This window comes from Butyrivibrio sp. AC2005, assembly GCF_000424145.1.
Lineage (GTDB): Bacteria > Bacillota > Clostridia > Lachnospirales > Lachnospiraceae > Butyrivibrio.
In genome coordinates this window covers 82,609-102,286 of the sequence record NZ_AUJI01000010.1, presented here as the reverse complement: position 1 = coordinate 102,286, position 19,678 = coordinate 82,609, and the positions used below count along the sequence as shown (strand labels likewise).

14 protein-coding genes are annotated in these 19,678 nt (G+C 40.3%); all 14 read left to right on the top strand.

All coding sequences use genetic code 11. The annotated features are described in order from the left end of the window. The first annotated feature begins 14 nt into the window (after positions 1–14). The 14 genes from G602_RS0101965 to G602_RS0101900 all read left to right on the top strand — a co-directional run bounded on the left by G602_RS0101965 (position 15) and on the right by G602_RS0101900 (position 19,643). Positions 15–1,013, top strand: coding sequence for a fibronectin type III domain-containing protein (locus G602_RS0101965; protein ID WP_026657402.1), 999 nt, complete (start codon positions 15–17; stop codon positions 1,011–1,013). 103 nt (positions 1,014–1,116) lie between these two features. Beyond that, entirely contained in the window at positions 1,117–2,313 is a 1,197-nt protein-coding gene (locus G602_RS0101960; protein ID WP_026657401.1) for a hypothetical protein, read from the top strand. 31 nt (positions 2,314–2,344) lie between these two features. Beyond that, on the top strand, positions 2,345–3,385 hold the full coding sequence (locus G602_RS0101955) for a glycosyltransferase family 2 protein (protein WP_026657400.1): 1,041 nt from the start codon (positions 2,345–2,347) through the stop codon (positions 3,383–3,385). A 1-nt stretch (position 3,386) separates the two neighbouring features. Further along, complete coding sequence (locus tag G602_RS0101950; RefSeq protein ID WP_026657398.1) at positions 3,387–4,511, top strand: glycosyltransferase family 52; 1,125 nt, start codon at positions 3,387–3,389, stop codon at positions 4,509–4,511. A gap of 12 nt (positions 4,512–4,523) precedes the next feature. After that, complete coding sequence (locus G602_RS0101945; RefSeq protein WP_026657397.1) at positions 4,524–6,275, top strand: ABC transporter ATP-binding protein; 1,752 nt, start codon at positions 4,524–4,526, stop codon at positions 6,273–6,275. A 196-nt stretch (positions 6,276–6,471) separates the two neighbouring features. Further along, entirely contained in the window at positions 6,472–8,232 is a 1,761-nt protein-coding gene (locus tag G602_RS0101940) for a hypothetical protein (protein WP_026657396.1), read from the top strand. 24 nt (positions 8,233–8,256) lie between these two features. Continuing rightward, positions 8,257–8,715, top strand: a complete 459-nt coding sequence (locus tag G602_RS0101935; RefSeq protein WP_026657395.1) for a GtrA family protein — start codon at positions 8,257–8,259, stop codon at positions 8,713–8,715. 5 nt (positions 8,716–8,720) lie between these two features. Beyond that, a complete protein-coding gene (gene rffA / locus G602_RS0101930; protein ID WP_026657394.1) occupies positions 8,721–9,857 on the top strand; it encodes a dTDP-4-amino-4,6-dideoxygalactose transaminase in 1,137 nt (378 codons plus the stop codon). A 36-nt stretch (positions 9,858–9,893) separates the two neighbouring features. After that, the gene (locus G602_RS0101925) at positions 9,894–11,738 is read left to right on the top strand and encodes a hypothetical protein (protein WP_026657393.1); all 1,845 of its coding nucleotides are present in this window, start codon (positions 9,894–9,896) and stop codon (positions 11,736–11,738) included. Positions 11,739–11,753: 15 nt separating this feature from the next. Further along, entirely contained in the window at positions 11,754–12,305 is a 552-nt protein-coding gene (locus tag G602_RS24810) for a GNAT family N-acetyltransferase (RefSeq protein ID WP_044930833.1), read from the top strand. Positions 12,306–12,333: 28 nt separating this feature from the next. Continuing rightward, positions 12,334–13,284: a glycosyltransferase family 2 protein gene (locus G602_RS0101915; RefSeq protein ID WP_026657392.1), complete on the top strand. Its 951-nt coding sequence runs from the start codon at positions 12,334–12,336 to the stop codon at positions 13,282–13,284. Next, entirely contained in the window at positions 13,265–14,932 is a 1,668-nt protein-coding gene (locus tag G602_RS0101910) for a DUF6020 family protein (protein ID WP_026657390.1), read from the top strand. The genes G602_RS0101915 and G602_RS0101910 overlap by 20 nt, the downstream gene beginning before the upstream one ends. Next, a complete protein-coding gene (locus G602_RS0101905) occupies positions 14,929–17,685 on the top strand; it encodes an O-antigen ligase family protein (RefSeq protein ID WP_026657389.1) in 2,757 nt (918 codons plus the stop codon). Before G602_RS0101910 ends, G602_RS0101905 begins: the two co-directional genes overlap by 4 nt. Positions 17,686–17,699: 14 nt before the next feature. After that, the gene (locus G602_RS0101900; RefSeq protein WP_026657388.1) at positions 17,700–19,643 is read left to right on the top strand and encodes a polysaccharide biosynthesis protein; all 1,944 of its coding nucleotides are present in this window, start codon (positions 17,700–17,702) and stop codon (positions 19,641–19,643) included. Positions 19,644–19,678 lie beyond the last annotated feature (35 nt).

Genomic DNA, 19,678 nt, shown 5'->3' with positions numbered 1-19,678 from the left:
TATAGGGAGAAAAGATGAGAAAGAATAGAATAGTAAGAATAATATGCGCTTTGGCAGCCATCTTTTTTGTGATAATACTTATTCCTTCAGGTGAAGTGTCTGCAGCTGCGTCTGTAATTACTCAGACAAAGTATGCAACTGACAGTGTCACGGTTAACTGGACCAAGGTCAGGGGAGCCACAGAGTATTATCTTGGAATAGGAGAGAGTAAGGAAGCTTCGGAAAAGGATGCAGAGGCACATACACTGACATTTGATTCTGATACAATCCATTACACCTATACAGGACTTAAGGCCGGAATGAATTATTATGTTACCCTGAGGTACAGATATGTGGAAACTGATGGTGTAAAGGAAGCAAAAGCAAATACTTCCATTGTTAAAACCATACCGGATAAAGTAAAAGGGGTCACTCAGGCAAGATGGTATATTCATACCAAAAAGGTTTATATAACCTGGGAAGCCCAGACAGCGGGCTTTTACAGATATGTTTTCATGAATAAGTCCGGTAAAAGGATTAGAGCCGGTGATGCATTCACAAATTCCTTAAAGAAAAATGTGGATAATGAGAAATGCTATTCCTTCAAGGTAAAATCTGTTGCAGTTATTAATGGAAAAACCTATGAAAGTGCCTGGTCAGACCGTATTTATCTTTTTGCCCAGCCCATGATAAGGTCATATAATTATGGGAATGATTTCGACTTACATATTGAGGGAGGAAAGCTGAAGCTTAGCTGGGACAAAACAAAATATGCAAACGGCGGATATAATATTTACGTGTCCAAGAGTCGTGATAAGGGTTATGTTAAGGTTGCCAGAGCTGGAAAAAACAAAGATACCGCAACTGTAAGTAAATTTAAGGGAAGTTCATATAAAAAGAACGGAACCTACTATGTATATGTAGAAGGTGTAAGGAAATCCGGCGGCAGAAGAGGGGGCACAGGTATAGGTTATGTGTGGCAATATAAAAAAGGAAATGTGAGACAGACCTATTATCACGGGCAGTATTCATAATGGGCTCTGATTGGCACACATTGCATATGCCCATAAAAAGTTATAAAATCATGTTTCGGTATGATAAAGGCAAAAGTTTTTTTATAAAGAGGTTGGCAGGATTATGTACGAAATCGGAAGCGAATTTAATTTTCTAAAAACATCTAAAAGGCAGAATCTGGTAGCTTCGTTATCAGAAATAGCCCAGAATAATGACAGATATGCGGAGTTTTTAAGATGCGGCAGAGATGCCATAGGATTTATAGCAGATGATATTATAGCGAAAAACGATGATGAGATTCGTGTTCTGATGCCGGCTCTTGCCTGTGATTCCATGGTGAGACCTTTTGAAGTAAGAGGGCTTGGTATTAGCTATTATGCCCTTGGGGAAAATCTATCTGTAGATGAAAACGACCTTATAGGAAAAATAAGTGAAATTACAGGGGATGATAATGAAGAAAAAGTAACTCCCATAATACTGCTTATGAACTTTTTTGGTTGTACAAGGATATCAGAGGTAACTAAAAAAATAAAGGATACTTGCAGAAAGGCGATTATTATCGAAGATGTCACACATATTCTGATGGATCCCGATAAATACCTTGTTCAGGATATACTTGCTGATTATCATGTCGGAAGTATTCGCAAATGGCTTGGAGTGCCGGATGGAGCTGTTGCTATAAGCAGCACGGAATTTGTGATGGGAGCGCTCACTGGAGAGACAGACTTCACAGCGCTTAGAACAGAGGCACTTATTGAAAAGACGGAATACCTCGATAATGGCGATCAGGAACTTAAGGCTCATTTCAGAAAACTGTTGTCTGATGCGGAGGATTCCCTTAGCGACGGTCTTGATCCTTATCATATGTCAGATGTAAGCGCGGAGTACTTAAGTGATCTGGATACAGGTTATATCAGGACAAGAAGAAGTGCTAATTACAGGAATCTGTATAAAATGCTTAAGGAAGCTCCTCTTTGCGATAAGGCATACAGGCTTCTTCCGGAGATTCCTGAAAGCGATAACGGATATGAAAGTACACCTTTTATGCTCCCGATAGTGCTTGATGTTGATTTCTTGCGAAGAAGTGCAATTACTGATGATGGAAAGGCCATCACCCGTGATGATTTTGAAAAACGCCTTGCACAGAGGGGCGTTTATGCCCCTGTTTTATGGCCTATATCTGATGAAGCGGGAAAAGTCAGTGAAAACGCCAGACATTTTTCGGAAAATATGCTGGCTTTCTGGATAGACCAGAGATATAACCGTTTTGATATGGAGCAGGTTGCTGAAATTTTAAATGATGAGCTCAGCAGATTATAAAGATTTTTATATAAACAAGAAAGTTAGGTAAATGCGACTTAGTGTAATTGTGCCTGTCTACAATATGGCAGCAGACGATAAATTGAAGCATTGTCTGGACTCACTGGTAAGCCAGACTCTTCCCGATGGGGAGATTGAGATTATTGCTGTTGACGATTGCTCAACGGATAACTCATTTGAGATAATGCAGAACTATGAGAAGAACTATCCCGGAAGATTTGTTGCGGTTCATAGTCCGGTTAATCATCATCAGGGCGGAGCAAAGAACCTTGGCCTTGGAAGAGCGAAGGGTGAATGGCTTGGGTTTATTGATGCAGATGACTGGATTGTCCCGGACTATTATGAGAGGCTGCTTAAAAAGGCAGATGAAACCGGAGCAGATATGGTTGGCTGTGACTATAGCCTGGTTGATCATTATACCTTTGAACCCGGTCAGGTAGTACACAATAATACTCCGGAGCAGACAGGAGTTATGAACGAGGAAAAATACAGAAAGTTGCTTTTGGATACCGGGAGCCTTGTTGTTAAGATTTATAAAAGATATATTGTGCTTGGTGAAAAGGAACAGAGCTTTGATATTTTTCCTGAAGATATTTTTTACGAGGATAATGCGGTAAGCAATACCTGGATGCTTCGGGTAAAGCATTTTGAATATATTGAAGAACCGCTGTATTTCTATTACCAGCATGATGCTTCCACTGTTCATACAGTGTCAAAAAAGAATCTTGAGGACAGAATGGTAGCAGGAAGGCAGATCCTTGCAGAAGCTTTGGAAAACGGCTATCTTGACACATATAAACCTGAAATAGAGTTTATGTATACGGTTCTGTTTTACGTAAATACGCTGTTTTCAGCTATGCCTAAGGAACAGCACATCGAGGATTGCTATAGCTTTACAAGAAAAATGGGACAGGAGATGAAGAAAGCATTTCCTGATTTTCAGAGTAATCCCTATTATATAGACAGAATTCATCCTGAAGAAAAGAAGCTGATAGGAATGCAGATGAAATCTCATCTGCTGTTTTATATTTACTACAGATTGCTTTGGTTTTACAGAGGATTAAGGAGATAATTTGCACGAAAGAATATATGTATGCCACACTTTTTACCATGTTTATGTGGCATGCCTTAAGGAATTTCATATATTGCATCAGACGAATGTGGGAGCACAGTCGGCAGGTAAAGGAAGTGACAAAGCCGGAAGAGCCACACTGGTGTTGTCCAAAATGAGTAATAAGTTTGGGACCATGGTGGACAGAGCCAGGGAATGTGGATTGTTTGAAGAGGTTATCGAATATGATGAAAAGGTTGATACTTTCTTCCCTGAGCTTAAGCCATTAAGAACAAACACCGGAAGCCTTCCTAAGAACATGCTGAACAGGATAAAGTTCTGCAAAAGGTTTGCACAGCTTCAGGAGCAGTATGTTCCGGTTGATTTTACAAAATATAAGGACATATATGTTTTCTGTGATTCCGACCCGATTGGTTATTACCTGAATTATAAAAAGATAAGATACCATGCCCTTGAGGATGGCCTTAACTGTATAAAATACGGTGATCAGGCGCGCTATGATAATAATGGCCATTTCAGATTCAAAGCGTGGCTTGCGTCAACAAGCCTTATTTTTATTCAGAACGGCTGGGGCAGATATTGCATAGATATGGAGGTTAATGATATCTCTATTTTGGACTATCCATGCCCTAAATATATAGAGGTTCCCCGTGCACCTCTCGTGGAGGAGCTTACCCAGTCAGATAAAGATCTTATGCTTAAGCTTTTTGTCGAGAACATGGACGAATTAAAGCAGCAGCTTGAAGAGGGGAAGGATAAACCAAGAGTCCTTATTTTGTCAGAGCCCCTCTGCGATCTTGAGACCAGAGAACGTCTCTTCAGAGATCTGGTTACGGAATATGGAAAAGTGGATGGCAAGGATGCTATTGTCATGATAAAACAGCATCCACGCGACTATCTTGACTATAATACGCTGTTTCCGGATGTTATTTTATTAGCAGGCACTTTCCCGATGGAAATGCTAAACTTTATTGATGGACTGAAATTTGATAAACTTGTATCTGTTTATACAGTAGTGGATTCAATAAAATTCGTCGACGAAAAAATCTTCCTCGGCGATGACTTCATGGACAAATACGAAGCCCCCGAAATCCATAGATTAAACGAACAAATCATTGATGACTAAATTGGGAGAAACATGAAAAAGATTTATCAGAAAATGATGGTGCTGCTGGATGGGCGCCAAAAGAAGCAGATGGTGCTTATTGTTTTTATGATGCTGCTGGGAGGTATGCTTGAAACTCTCGGAATAGCTATGCTTTTACCCGCGATGACAACAGTCATCGATCCGGATGCAGTATCGAAAAGCGAAAAACTTTCTGCAGTATATAATTTATTAGGTTGTAATACCAATACGCAGTTCGCGATAATAATTTTCGTGGCTCTTATAGCGGTTTTTATAATTAAGAATATCGTTCTGTTTTTTATAAATGTAGTGCAGCTAAGATTTGTTTATACCAATCAGTTCGCTACTTCCAGACGTATGATGATCAATTTCATGCAAAGACCCTATGAGTATTATCTCAATGCGGACACCTCAGTTATTCAGAGAAATATCACTTCTGATGTAAACAATATGTACGGACTTATTTTAAGCTGCCTGCAGCTGATTTCAGAGATGATAGTTTTTGCATGTCTTGTTGTGATGCTTTTGTTTATAGATGCTAAGATGACTATCTCTATAGCGGTTCTGCTCGGTTCAGTACTTCTTATAATAAAGTTTATTATCAAGCCTATAATGGTTAAAGCAGGACAGGATAATCAGGATTACTACAGCGGACTTTTCAAATGGATTGAAGAGTCGGTTATGGGTATAAAAGAGATCAAGATAGCTAATAAGGAAAACTATTTTATTAACGGCTATGCCGATTGCGGCGCAGGTTATGTTCACGCAGTGCAAAAATATAATTTATATAACTCAACACCAAGGCTCCTTATTGAGACTATAAGTGTAGCAGGAATGGTTGGTTATATGCTGGTTGTACTTATGCAGGGACAGGCAGTAAAGGATATGGTGGCTTTGGTCGGAGTCATGGGAGCAGCGGCTACAAGACTTATTCCAAGCGCAAACAGAATAAATAACTACCTTACTTCAATAGCATATTTTGAGCCGTTTTTCATGAATGTAAGCGATAATCTTCAGCAGGAGATTAACGATGGTTCGGTTTCCTACAAGGCAGAGGATTACAGGTATGTGAAGGAAGTGGAAAAGCTTCCTGTTCACAAAACAATAGAATTAAAGGATATAACATATCGCTATCCCAATTCTGAAGCATATGTATTAAAAAATGCAGACATGACAATTCCTGTTGGAAAATCCATAGGTATTGTTGGAACTTCAGGGGCAGGAAAAACAACAATAGTAGATATCATGCTGGGACTTCTGAAAATTGAGACCGGAAGCATTCTGGCAGATGGTGTGGAAATAAGAGAGCACTATCCGGAATGGCTTAAGAATATAGGATACATTCCGCAGACAATTTTCATGCTTGACTCTACTATCAGAAAGAATGTCGCATTCGGTGTTCCGGATGAAAATATTGATGACAAAAAGGTATGGGCAGCTCTTAAGGAAGCCCAACTTGATGAATACGTAAAATCTCTTCCTGACGGGCTTGATACCACAATAGGAGAAAGAGGTATCAGATTATCAGGTGGTCAGAGACAGCGTATCGGCATAGCGAGAGCTCTTTTTGAGGATCCTGAAGTACTTGTACTGGACGAAGCTACAAGTGCTCTTGATAATGATACAGAAGCAGCAATCATGGATTCTATTAACAGACTTCATGGAAAGAAAACACTTATAATAATTGCACATAGACTTCAGACTATAGAGAAATGCGACATGGTATACAGAGTTAATGGACAGAAGGTAACTCTGCAGAGGTGATTCCAGAGAAGATATTACCCAAAAGCATTACAATGTCAATAAGTAGAATAAGAAATTACAATGTTGATAAGCAGAGTGAGAGAATACAATAAAACCGCCTTCCCTTTGGTGGCGCACATCGTCCAGTGGACGATGGCTTTGCGCGGACCGGAGCGGAGACAGGTGTCAGCGAAGCTGACGGATGAGGGGAGTAGGCATGATAACACTTTGGACCATCAGGGATAAAGTTTTCAGACTGAAAAAATATCAGGAGCCAATGGAAAAATGGCTCTTTCCGATAATTTTGCTTTTTTATCCTCTTATAGGAGTAACACAGGGAGTAGACATAACAGATACCACCTATAGTCTTGGGAATTACCAGTACGGTGATGTCCTTGATCCAATGTGGATGATAGCAACGTACATTCCCAACATTCTTGGAAGGCTCTTTATGGCTCTTCCCGGTGGAAATACCATGCTGGGAATGAATATTTATTGTTCCTTTGTAATAAGTGCGACAGCACTTGTTGCATATTATCTTCTTCAGAGATGGATGCCCGGATGGATGACCTTCATTGGCGAGCTTATAGCCATAAATCTGTGCTGGTGTCCCAGAGTAATTCTTTATAACTATCTTACATATTTCTGTTTCACTACAGGAACCCTTCTTTTGATGCATGCTATGACAGACTATGTGATCACCAGGTGGAAGTTTATTCTGGCCGGTGTCTGCCTTGGTTTGTCAGTGATGGTAAGATTTCCCAATATTATGGAAGCTTCGATGATACTGATATTGTGGTATTACGAAATGATCCATAAGCGTGAAATGAAAGAAATCCTCAGAAAAACAGGACTGTGTGTGCTTGGATATGCAATAGGTTTCAGTATTCCGTTTATTGCAATATGTGTAAAGTACGGGATAACAGCGTATCACGATATGATTACATCCTTGTCTGAGATGTCCAAGGGGGCATCGGACTATTCCGCCTTTGGTATGGTGGGAGCGATATTACGGGCATGGTATACAAGCTTTGCACACATGGTAATCATGGTGCCCTGCATGATAGTTGGTGTTATCATGATGCTCCTAAAGCCCGGAAAATTCTACTGGGCTAAGAGAATTTTGTATATAGCCGGAATTTTAGTACTTTTATATTACTATTATACTGATGAAGTGTTCACAAGAAGCTATCACTATTATGATTCGGTGTTTGAACCGGCAATGATGTTCCTTATATGGGGCGTGTGCTTTTTTGCCTTTGGAATTACCAGGAAAATACACGGCCAGGCATCTGAGAGGAGCCTGTGTCTGGCATCGTTTATTATCATAATTATTACGCCACTTGGAAGTAATAATTATACCTATCCGCTTATAAACAATCTGTTTATTGTGGCACCGTTTATTATGTGGATGTTCAGAAGGATGAGGCAGGCAGCAGGACCAAGTGAGCTTAATTTTGGCTGGAAGGCTGCTTATATGGCAATTTTGTTGCTTGTTCTTATTCAGGGATCACTTTTCCATTTGAAGTACAGCTTTGTTGATGGAACAGATGGAACGAAGAGATCTTCTCTGGTGGGAACCAAGGATCTTCCGAAGGCTGCCGGTATGCATACCACTGAATACAATGCTGAGAGTCTTTCTGAACTGCATGAAGCTATTGTGGAAAATGACCTTTCTGATAAAAAGCTTCTCCAGTTTGGGAAAGCTCCCGGGCTTTCATATTTACTCGATATGGAACCTGCTATTTTTACAACCTGGCCTGACCTTGATTCTAATACAACAGAGAAATTTACAGGTGCCCTTGCGGCATTTAAAGATGGTAAAACAGAGGATTTACCGGTTGTAATCATCAACCCCGATTTTGAGGGAGAGGTGCTTGCAGAGGATAAATATGACCTTTTATTGGACTTCCTCGAGACTTGGAAGTATAATAATGTCTTTGATAACGGTCGCTTTGAAGTGTATATGGCCGAATGACAGTTTTTATAGGAAGAGGAAGTTATGAATAATTTAATGCAACAGATAATGAAGTTTGGACTTGTAGGAGTATTCTGCTTTTTTGTAGATTACTTTATCTACCTTGGAGCGAATGTTCTTTTTGAAAATGTCGGCATCGCAGCCGCTTTTCCCAAGTACTATCTCATATCTGCGCTGATAGGTTTCACGGTTTCGGTAGTAGTTAACTATATTTTGAGCTTTAAGTTTGTATTTGTCCGTCGTGACGATATGAGCAGAAAAAAGGAATTTGTTATCTTCCTTATTCTCAGTATCATAGGAATGGGAGTTAACGAGCTTTGCCTCTTTGTAGGAATCGATCTTATCTACATGCATTGGGCATGGCTTAAGGGCATTATGAGCGAAGGCTTTGCTAAGAATATATTCTTTAAATTCGGTGCTACCGGTGTAGTTATGGTATACAATTTTATTACTCGTAAAATTTTCTTGGAGCAGAAGGACTAAATCATATGAGAATAAATTTTAATGTGCCTCCCTATACGGGAAAGGAAATGGAATACATCAGGGAATGTGTGGAAAACCAGAAGATCTGTGGTGACGGTGAGTATACCAAGAAGGATAACGAATGGTTCGAGGAAAAGACAGGGGTAAGTAAGTGCCTTCTTACAACATCCTGTACACACGCCACAGAGATGTCTGCAATACTTGCCGGGATTAAGGAAGGCGATGAGGTTATAATGCCTTCTTATACCTTCGTGTCCACTGCCAACGCCTTCGTGCTTCGTGGTGCTAAGGTGGTGTTTGTAGACATCCGTCCGGATACCATGAATATTGATGAAAAGCTTATAGAGGATGCTATAACATCAAAGACAAGAGCCATTGTTCCTGTTCATTACGCCGGAGTTGGCTGTGAGATGGACACAATTATGGATATTGCCAGGCGTCATAATCTTTTTGTAATAGAGGATGCTGCACAGGGTGTGATGAGTACCTACAAGGGAAAGGCTCTAGGAGCGATCGGAGATTTTGGTAATTACAGCTTCCATGAGACCAAGAACTACAGCATGGGAGAGGGCGGAGCTCTTCTTTTAAGGGATGAGACCTTCGTAAACGATGCAATAATTATTCGTGAGAAGGGAACAAACAGAACCCTGTATCAGCTTGGAAAGGTTGATAAGTATACCTGGCTTCAGCCCGGTTCTTCCTATCTTCCCAGTGATATGAATGCTGCTTATCTTTATGCGCAGCTTCAGATGGCTGATGAGATTAATGATGCAAGGATGAATCATTATAACAGGTATATGGATGCATTTAAGGACATGGAGGAAGCAGGAATAATAGAACTTCCCTATGTTCCGGAGGAATGCGTGCATAATGCTCATATGTTTTATATTAAGTGTAAGGACTTTGAGGAGAGAGAGGGACTTATCAGGCATCTTAAGGCTAATGATATTCTTCCTGCTTCTCACTATGTACCGCTTCACACTTCAACAGCAGGACTTAAGTACAGCAGATTCCATGGTGAGGATAAATATACGACAAAGGAAAGCCTAAGACTCTTAAGACTTCCTATGTACTATAGCCTTACGGATGAGGATCTTGATGAAGTTGTTATGCGGGTTAAGGAGTACTATAAAGCGGTATAAAAGTATTTGAAACATAGAATAGAAAAGTTGTCTGACATGGAAAATAAAAGAAAATCCCTATCATACAATTCTATAATTACAGGTCTCATGACTGCTGCATATGCGGCAATCATGGGACTTTTATACACTTATTACTATGATCTTAATGATGATGTGCTTATGAAGGATATTCTGGCAGGGGTGTTTACGGGAAGTCCTGAGGCACATAACATTCAGATGCTTTATCCTATAAGCTTCCTGATAAGCCGGGTATACAGCATATTTAGAAATGTGGATTGCTACGGAGTTTATTTACTCCTTTGTCAGTATATCAGTCTTTTTGTCATAGTGAGATTTACAGCCGGAACTATTGCGGATACAGTTTTGGCAAGGCTTAAGGATAAGCCCTTTGTGGGAAAGGAAGTTCTTGTAAGTGTTGTTGCAGCGCTATTTGTTTTTGTAGTATTTACTGCTTTTTTGCCGGGACATCTTCTGATAGTACAGTACACCTTTGCGGTAGGTATGATGTGCTCTGCGGCAGCAGTACTTCTCTTTGAAAAGAAAGATATGGCTGCAGCGTTATTGATTATTGTTGCATTTCTTACCCGATCAGAGATGACACTTTTGATGCTGCCGTTTATATTTTTGGTGCTTTTCTACAGACTAATGGATGAGAGGAACATAAAGAAGGATTTATCGATAGCCGTGGTTATTCTTGCAGGACTTCTTATCTCAGAGGGGATTAATTCTGCAGGGTATTCATCTCCTGAGTGGAAAGAATTCACATCTTTTTTTGACAGCAGAACAGATATTTATGATTTTTATCAGATTCCGGATTATGAGGATAATAAGGATTTTTACGATAGTATAGATCTTAAAAGAAGTGAATATGAGCTTCTTGTAAATTATAATTTTGGTATAGATGAGGCGATAGATGCAGAAAAAATGGCAAAAATCGCAGCGTATTCAAAAAGTATATGGGAAGGGGAAGGTCTGATAAAGGGTATAACAAAGACTTTTCCGCTGTATTTATACAGGCTGAGGCAGGCAGGATCACCTCAAAGCTTTGAATATCCTATGACAGATGCACCCTGGAATTTTTTTGTGATGCTGATGTATTTGATAACTCTGGTCATCATGCTTTTAAGCTATCGTAGTGAGGAAAATATCGGACGACGCATATGGCTTTCAGTATGGAAGCTTCTTATTCTTTTTGCCGGAAGAACACTTTTGTGGATGTATATAATGGTGCGTGGACGAGACCCGATAAGAATTACGCATTCTCTTTACTTTATAGAAATAACGGTTCTGGTGCTTTTGGCAGGAGAGAGACTGCTTTTTCTTATTAAGGAGGCAAAGAGTGAGCAAGAAGACGATTACATCCAGATGCCGGTCCATATGTTTGCAGGATTTTGCCTGATATTGGTTTTTACCATATGTGCGATCTATGTTCCGGCTCAGCTTAAGCTTCTAAGGACTGAATGTGATGGAAGAGCGCAGTACAATAAGGCATACGAAGAACTGGATAAATATTTAAAGGAAAATAGTGATAAGCTGTTTTTGATCGATGTATATACTTCGGTTTCATATGAAGACAATGGCTATACATATTCACAGAAAATGCTGACAGGAGTGGATAACAGTCTGTCAAACCTCGTCATGATGGGGGGATGGGCTTCCAAGAGTCCTGCTGAAAGGGATAAGCTTAACAATCTCGGCTATCCGGAAGGAATGGAAGAGACAGTACTTTCTGATACGGCTTATATTGTGGCCGACAAGGACACCGATATGGAGTGGCTGAAAAATTACTATAAAGAAAAAGATATGGATGTTGAGATAAGGCATGCAGATGATGTGGCAGGAGAGTTTATTATCTGGAAGGTTACAGAATCTGCATCATAACCGGAAGAGGCATACATGAAAGAAATAACAGGGAAAAAGGTGATTCTAAGGGATATCACTTATGACGACACACCGCTTGTGGTTAAGTGGCGGAACAACCCAAGAGTAAGGAATAATTTTATATATCGTGAGATTTTCACAGAGGAAATTCATAACGGCTGGATGAAGAATAAGGTTGAGACCGGGGAAGTCTGTCAGCTGATCATTATGGAAAAAATATCATCCGATGAAGCTCCCGGCAAAAGGGATAATTACGGAAGGCCGGTTGGCAGCGTATATCTTCGTGATATAGATATGCAGAAAAAAACAGCCGAGTATGGTATTTTTATAGGTGAAGATGATGCCATAGGACACGGCTACGGAAATGAAGCTGCCGAGCTCATGTGTGACTTTGCAAAAAAAGAGCTGGGACTTAAAAAGCTTATTCTTCGCGTATTTACTGCGAATGAAGCGGCAAGAAAAAGCTATGAGCATGCCGGATTTGTAAAAACAGAGGAGCTGCCGGAAGTTGAATGCTCAGACGGGAATAAGGGCGACATGATCCTTATGGAGAAGATACTACAATAAATGTGGAGATTTATGTTATTATAACCCTATGCGAAATAAATTAGTTAGTTTTGTGATTCCGTGCTATCGCTCGGAAAAGACAATTGAAAATGTAATAAACGAGATTGAAGGCGCTATGGACATGCTTGTCCTTTATAGCTATGAGATTATCCTTGTCAATGATTCATCACCGGACAATACCTGGGACAAGATCTGTCAGCTTGTAAAGGAGCATGACGAGATACGAGGGTACAATCTTGCTAAGAATTTTGGGCAGCACGCAGCAATAATGGCGGGGCTTAATGCGTCAAAGGGAGATATAGTGGTATGTCTTGACGATGATGGACAGACTCCCGCAGATGAAGTTGGTAAACTTCTCTATCAGATAGAGAAGGGAGCAGATGTTGTCTATGCAAGATATGCTCAGAAAAAGCACAACCTTTTCAGGAATTTCGGAACAGCCATGAATGAATGGATGGCACATGTGATGCTTGGTAAGCCAAAGGAGCTACACGTGTCCAGTTATTTTGCTGTGAGAAGATTTGTAGTGGATGAGATGATAAAGTACAAGAGCTCATATCCTTATGTTATAGGGCTTGTTCTCAGGACTACTAAAAATATAGTCAATGTTGATGTTACACACAGAGCAAGGGAAATCGGTACAAGCGGTTATACCTTCTCAAAGCTTATGGCGCTTTGGATAAACGGATTTACTGCCTTCAGCATTAAGCCGCTTCGTATCGGAACTCTGGCAGGCGGTATTTTTGCTTGTATCGGATTTTTATACGGGATTTATACTGTGATAAAAAAGATGATGTATCCCGATCTTCCGACAGTTGGTTTTTCTGCGCTTATGTCGGCCATAACCTTTATGGACGGAATGCTTATGCTTATGGTAGGCATGGCGGGAGAGTACATCGGAAGAATCTATATTTCACAGAATAATAATCCGCAGTATGTTATCCGTGATGAGGTTAAACATGAGGAATCAGAAGAGTAAGGATAAGACCTGGCTGATGCCGGTCTTATTTGGTGTATGCATGTCCCTCTCCCTTGTATGGGGCTATCAGCTGGAAAGCTCGGATCATATCGATATAGGAGATATGAAGATGCTGGTAGTATTTATTGCTCTTTCTGCTTTGATTGCCGCATTGGTTCGATACAGCTGGGTGAAGCTCTTAAGGGGGAGCAAAAAAGAAAGCCGGAGGATAACGGCAATCTCTGTAAATAGAGAAAAGACTCTTAAAAAGGGTTACACCGGAAATGAGTTTTTTAAAGTATGGATGCTTATAGCTGCTCTTAATTTTGTGGTTTTACTGGGAGTGTATCCGGGGTTCTTTGTATATGATGCGCAGACGGAGGTTATTGAGGTTCTGACGAGGAGCTTTAACACTCATCATCCGCTGCTGCATGTACTTTTGCTCGGAGGAAGCGTTGCATTCTTTCATAAGTTTACGGGAAGCTATAATGCAGGAATATTTTTTTATATATTCATGCAGATGCTGGTGATGACCTGGATATTTACATATCTTATAAGCTTCCTGAAAAAACATGGGGCAGGAAAAAAGTTTAGGGGTTTTTCAGCATTATTTTTCGGAATATTCCCTACTATTGTTATGTATACGTTATGTTCCTGCAAGGACGGATTTTTCTCGGCCTTTCTTGTTCTGTCGGTTATTCTCATGATGGAGTGGGAGGAAAGCGAAGGCAGAGGTCAAAAAAGAAGAAAAGCATGTCAGATAATAATAAGCGCAGTTCTCATGATGCTTTTTAGGCATAACGGGTTTTATGCATACATCGTTTTTGCAGTAATAGTCCTTATTGCTGAGAGGGCACTTAAGGATAAGGATAAGTATCACAGAGCCACTTTTCTTGTTGCGCCGATTGTTATTTATTTTTGTATTAATCTTGTAATAGGACATGTACTTTCTGCCGAGACCGGTGAACATCAGGAAATGCTCACGGTGCCTATCCAGCAGCTTGCAAGAGTGTATTACTATGATAAGGACAGTTTTACGGAAGAAGAAAAGGAAGTACTGCACAGCTACTTAAGTGAAGAGGCGCTGTCGCATTACACTCCGAGAATATCGGATATACTTAAGATGTATTTCGACAATGCGGCTTATGAAAAGGATAAAAAATCGTTTTGGACACTTTGGCTTCATAAGGGAGTACAAAATCCCATGAGCTATCTCAATGGATGGTTTTTGACTTCCTACGGATACTGGTATCCCGGTGCGGTTATTAATGTTTATCAGGGTAATACGGTATTTACCTTTACGTATACTGACAGCTCATATTTTGGTTATGAGGTGGAGCTTCCGGGAGAGAGAAAAAGCCTTATTCCTTTTATAGATGCTTTTTACAGAAAGCTGTCTATAGAGAAGTTTCAGCAGAATATACCGGTGCTATCACTATTGTTTTCACCGGCGGCATATTTCTGGATGTTTATTTATCTGATAATTACAGCAGGTGTTATTAGAAGAGAACGTGGGATGTATCCCTGGTTATTACTGATGTTGGTGTGGCTTACGGTTTTACTTGGACCGACATACCTTGTCAGATATACGATATATTTGTGGTATAGTATTCCGGTTTTGGTGTATACTGTTTTACTGCATAACTCTTGTGCAGTGGAGGATTTATGAGAAGAAAAGTTGTTTACAGAAGTGTGGCCATAAGAGCAGTGATTCTTATTTTTGCAGCTCTTTTTATACTCTCTGTTTTTCCCTTTAGAATCTGGCAGAGAACAATTACTGAAAAGGGAGGCGGAGAAATTGTCCAGACCTCTGAGAGGGTGAATGACTATCATGATGTGGTTCAGAAATTCATCGCCCAGTATGACAGACTTGAATCTGTGGATATATATGTCGAGGAGATAGAACTCGGCAATTATATGAGCATGGTTTTTTATAATGAAAATATGGAAGAAGTCTATCAGAGAGTTGTTTACCTGAGAGATTCCAAGCTCCCTGGCTATGTTCATGTAAGAGTAGGTCTTAACCTTAATGTTGGTGAGACCTACACAATGATCTTAAACGGTGCTTTTTCTACTTTTTATATGGCATATGAGCATGCGGGAGAGGACACATCCCCCTACTTTGTATCATTTGCTTATCACGATACAACAATTGAGGGAGTTCAGCTTGCTGCAAACTATAATTACAGACAGCCGCTGACAAAGTCGGTGTCTCTTCTTATTATTGCGGGGATCATTGCAATAGCGGCAATTCTTATTGTTCTTGAGAAATTTTTATTCAGAAATAAGAAGGATGAGCTTGTTACGGTTCATCGTGTTGTCAGAGTTGTGTGCAATCCGATAGCAGCGGTTTCCATGGTTGTGCTTATGGTACTGATCTATCCGATAAAATATTTTGACAGCAGACCGATAGAAAATGCTTTTCTTGAGCTTGGCGTTCTTATAACATACATTCTTGTTTTCTATGCTATCAATCATGAGAATGACGCCACCCTGGATGAGAAGCTCTGGCATAATGTGAAAAGCTTTGCTCAGATGGGAGTTATTGCGGCTGCCATCTGGTTTTGCTGTGAATATATGAATGCGCTTTTTACAATATATCAGACTCTTGCAGAGCGAAAGGAAATGATATGTCTTCTGCTCTTTTTATGCCTGGCACTTCCGTTTGAAAGAGTAAGAAAACTTTGGAATGCAATTTATGCAGTAATTTCTATAGTCGCAGGATTATGGTACAGAAATGCTCACCTTATGCCTGATACTGAGAAGGAATACGATCTGCATAATGCCGCTATGACGTATGGTGTTATAATAGTTGTTCTTGCGGGCTTTTTAATTTTGAACCTTAGTGCTGAAATATATGGAAGAATAAAAGAAGAGGGACTTCGAAAGCTTTCTGAAAAGGCAGAACTGAAAATCAGCTTCTTTGGTATTCTTTTCATGGTATTTTTTGTAGTACTTGTTGTTTTCAGAAATACCAGGTGGTGGGGAGTTGCCATAGCAGCTTTTGTATTGGGACTTATGCTTTGCTACAGGCTTTATGGTTTTAAGGCGTATCCGGAGCTTATAATAGGTGGACTTCTCCTGAACTTTGTTGTGTCAATGGTCTACTGCTGGATGTACAGAAGCTTTGCGGCATTTAATACCGGAAGATACGCTTTTGTATTTCATACAGTAACCATAACGGCTGAATATATGACGGTGATGGAGTGCGCAGCTGCGGTGCTTCTATTGTATAAGATATATACTACAAGAGAGCTTACATCCTTTAAGGCGCGTTTTAAATATCTCTGGAAAGAGTTTATTCTGTTTGGTTTTGTGTCAGCATATATGATATTCACCATATCAAGAACGTCATACTTTGCGTGTGTTGTTATGATCGTTTGTATGCTTGCGCTTATGTCTACGGATTGTGAAAAAGGTAAGCTCAGATATCTGGGGATACAGATTGGAACGATGGTTCTTTCCGTATTGCTGTGCTTCCCTTCAGCCTTTGCACTTCAGAGAATGTTCCCTGCTATAGTGGCACATCCTAAGAAGTTTTTGGTAGAGACCGGGAATTTCGGACTTTACGGTGGTGGTCAGCCGGACAATCATCTGTATATGAATATAGAGAGATTTGTAGATCTTTTTGCTGAGAAAATCCTGAATATCGACATCATGGATTATAATTATCCCGAGGATGATAAGAACTTCAACAGTGAAGGCTATTCCATGGTCGGAGAAAACGGTGTTGCCCTTACTGAGGATCAGTCCAGATGGATGGTTTACTCACTTCCTGAAATTGTGGCTTCAAAGCAGACATCTCCTGAAACCAGGGAATATCTGATGGAGACAGGGGGAGAAGAACTGTTTGCCAGAATGAGAGCTGAGGAGGAGGCTGCAGCAGCTATACAGGCTGAGGAAGCTGCTAACGAAGGCACAGAGGAAAATGCGGACAGCCAGGATGAAGAAGCTGCCGGTGAGCAGGATGAGACTGCCGGTGAGCAGGATGAAACAGCCGAAGATCAGAATAATCAGGCTTCTGAGGATGGAATAGAGGAATTTTCCAATGGAAGAATAACCATATTTAAATCATATCTTCAGCAGATGAATCTGTTTGGACATGATGAGATGGGTGCGGTTCTTCCTTCCGGAGAGATTGCGGTACATGCGCACAATACATATCTGCAGGTTATGTACGACAATGGAATTCTAAGCGGAATAGTATTTCTGCTTGTTATGGCATGCGCGTTTTTTGCAGGGGCAGTATATTATATCAGACACAGAAATGACGTCCCCGGAGCAATATTGCCCTTTGCCATGACGGTAGGATTTGGCGTGGCTGCGCTGTCTGAGTGGGTATTCCAGTTTAGCAATCCTATGGCCATTGCACTTATGTTTTCTCTTATACCCATAACATTTAAAGAAAAAGCTAATTTATGATAAAATAAGAAGATATGAAATCAGAGAAGAAACCTTTTAATTTTGCAAAATTTTATAGAAGAGCCGGACTTATCGTCTATGATGTGCTAAGTATCATAATTGCCAGTTATTTGGCACTTTTAATGAGATATGAGTTCAACATTGATCTTGTACCGTATGAATTTATGGATCCGGTAACGGATTTTTTGGTATTCAATGTAATTATCTCACTGGCATATTTTTATCTTTTCAGGCTCTATAACAGTTTGTGGGCATATGCAGGTGAGACGGAGCTTCAGAATCTTGTTATTGCCTGTGTTGCATCAGGTGTCACCAATGCATTTGGCCTTCAGTTTTTTAAGGTTGGCAGGCAGCCTGTTCCGCAGAGTTATTACTTTTTATATACCTTTATACTTATCACTCTGATTTTTGTAAGCAGATTCAGCTACAGATTTATAAGGAGCGTTAAGCATAAGACTGAGAACCGTAAGAATACTACTTCCGTAATGGTGATCGGTGCAGGAGAATCCGGTAACATTATTATTAAGGAAATTGTTAACAGTAATTTTTCCACTATGGTTATCAGATGTATCATTGATGATGACAGAAGCAAGTGGGGACATTACATTCAGGGAATCAGAGTAGTAGGCGGACGCGATAAGATCTTAGAGTGCGCTGATCTTTATGATATCGATGAGATTATCGTAGCAATTCCATCTCTTTCCAGAAGAGAGATGAAAAAACTCCTTGATCTTTGTAAGGAGACTAACTGTAAGCTCCGTTCACTACCCGGAGTTTATCAGCTTGTTAATGGCGAAGTTAATGTCAGTAAGCTACGTGAGGTTGAGGTTGAAGACCTTCTTGGAAGAGACCCTATTGCAGTAGATCTCAATCAGATTGCAGATTATGTGAGCGGGAAAACTGTTCTTGTAACAGGCGGTGGCGGATCCATTGGTTCCGAGCTTTCAAGACAGATTGCAAATCACAAGCCAAAGAAGCTCATAATAGTGGACATTTATGAGAATAATGCATATGACATCCAGCAGGAGCTTAAGAGAAATCATCCTGAACTGGATTTAGAGGTACTTATAGCATCAGTAAGAAATACTAACAGAATAAACAGAATCTTTGAGACATACAGACCGGAGATTGTTTATCATGCAGCTGCACATAAGCACGTACCGCTTATGGAGGATAGTCCGAATGAAGCTATTAAAAACAATGTATTCGGAACCTTTAAGACAGCAATGGCAGCAGCTATGAATGGTTGCCAGAAGTTTGTTATGATTTCTACGGATAAGGCAGTTAATCCCACAAATATTATGGGAGCAAGTAAGCGTATCTGTGAGATGATCGTCCAGACCTTTAATAAGCATTACGATACAGAGTTTGTTGCTGTCAGATTCGGTAATGTACTTGGTTCAAACGGATCGGTTATTCCGCTTTTTAAAAAGCAGATTGCAGCCGGTGGACCTGTAACAGTTACAGACCCTAATATTATCAGATACTTCATGACAATACCCGAGGCGGTCAGCCTTGTCATGCAGGCAGGCGCATATGCGAAGGGCGGAGAGATTTTTGTTCTTGATATGGGTGAGCCTGTGAGAATCCTTGATCTTGCCGAGAACCTGATTAAGCTTTCAGGTTATAAGGTTGGAGAGGATATCAAGATTGAATTTACAGGTCTTCGTCCCGGTGAGAAGCTCTATGAAGAGATGCTCATGGATGAGGAAGGTCTGCAGGATACAGCTAACAGAATGATTCATATCGGTAAGCCTATTGATATGGATGATATGAAGTTTTTCTCACAGCTGGAGGAGCTCAATGGTGCTTCCAAGGCTGAGCATGCTGATGAGATCAGAGAGATAGTTCAGAAGATAGTTACAACCTATCACCCTGAGGATAATGCGGATTCGCATTCACTTGAGCATCAGAAAGCTCTTGAGCGTGCGGCAGAACTCATAAATGAGACGGAGTAAGGTATTTATTTGTAAAGCGAAAGAATAGATAAAGT

Excerpts from the sequence above, each read along its gene's own strand:
- G602_RS0101965 (WP_026657402.1), top strand. The coding sequence starts at position 15 with ATGAGAAAGAATAGAATAGTAAGAATAATATGCGCTTTGGCAGCCATC.
- G602_RS0101960 (WP_026657401.1), top strand. The coding sequence starts at position 1,117 with ATGTACGAAATCGGAAGCGAATTTAATTTTCTAAAAACATCTAAAAGG.
- G602_RS0101955 (WP_026657400.1), top strand. The coding sequence starts at position 2,345 with ATGCGACTTAGTGTAATTGTGCCTGTCTACAATATGGCAGCAGACGAT.
- G602_RS0101945 (WP_026657397.1), top strand. The coding sequence starts at position 4,524 with ATGAAAAAGATTTATCAGAAAATGATGGTGCTGCTGGATGGGCGCCAA.
- G602_RS0101940 (WP_026657396.1), top strand. The coding sequence starts at position 6,472 with ATGATAACACTTTGGACCATCAGGGATAAAGTTTTCAGACTGAAAAAA.
- G602_RS0101935 (WP_026657395.1), top strand. The coding sequence starts at position 8,257 with ATGAATAATTTAATGCAACAGATAATGAAGTTTGGACTTGTAGGAGTA.
- rffA (WP_026657394.1), top strand. The coding sequence starts at position 8,721 with ATGAGAATAAATTTTAATGTGCCTCCCTATACGGGAAAGGAAATGGAA.
- G602_RS0101925 (WP_026657393.1), top strand. The coding sequence starts at position 9,894 with ATGGAAAATAAAAGAAAATCCCTATCATACAATTCTATAATTACAGGT.
- G602_RS24810 (WP_044930833.1), top strand. The coding sequence starts at position 11,754 with ATGAAAGAAATAACAGGGAAAAAGGTGATTCTAAGGGATATCACTTAT.
- G602_RS0101915 (WP_026657392.1), top strand. The coding sequence starts at position 12,334 with ATGCGAAATAAATTAGTTAGTTTTGTGATTCCGTGCTATCGCTCGGAA.
- G602_RS0101910 (WP_026657390.1), top strand. The coding sequence starts at position 13,265 with ATGAGGAATCAGAAGAGTAAGGATAAGACCTGGCTGATGCCGGTCTTA.
- G602_RS0101905 (WP_026657389.1), top strand. The coding sequence starts at position 14,929 with ATGAGAAGAAAAGTTGTTTACAGAAGTGTGGCCATAAGAGCAGTGATT.
- G602_RS0101900 (WP_026657388.1), top strand. The coding sequence starts at position 17,700 with ATGAAATCAGAGAAGAAACCTTTTAATTTTGCAAAATTTTATAGAAGA.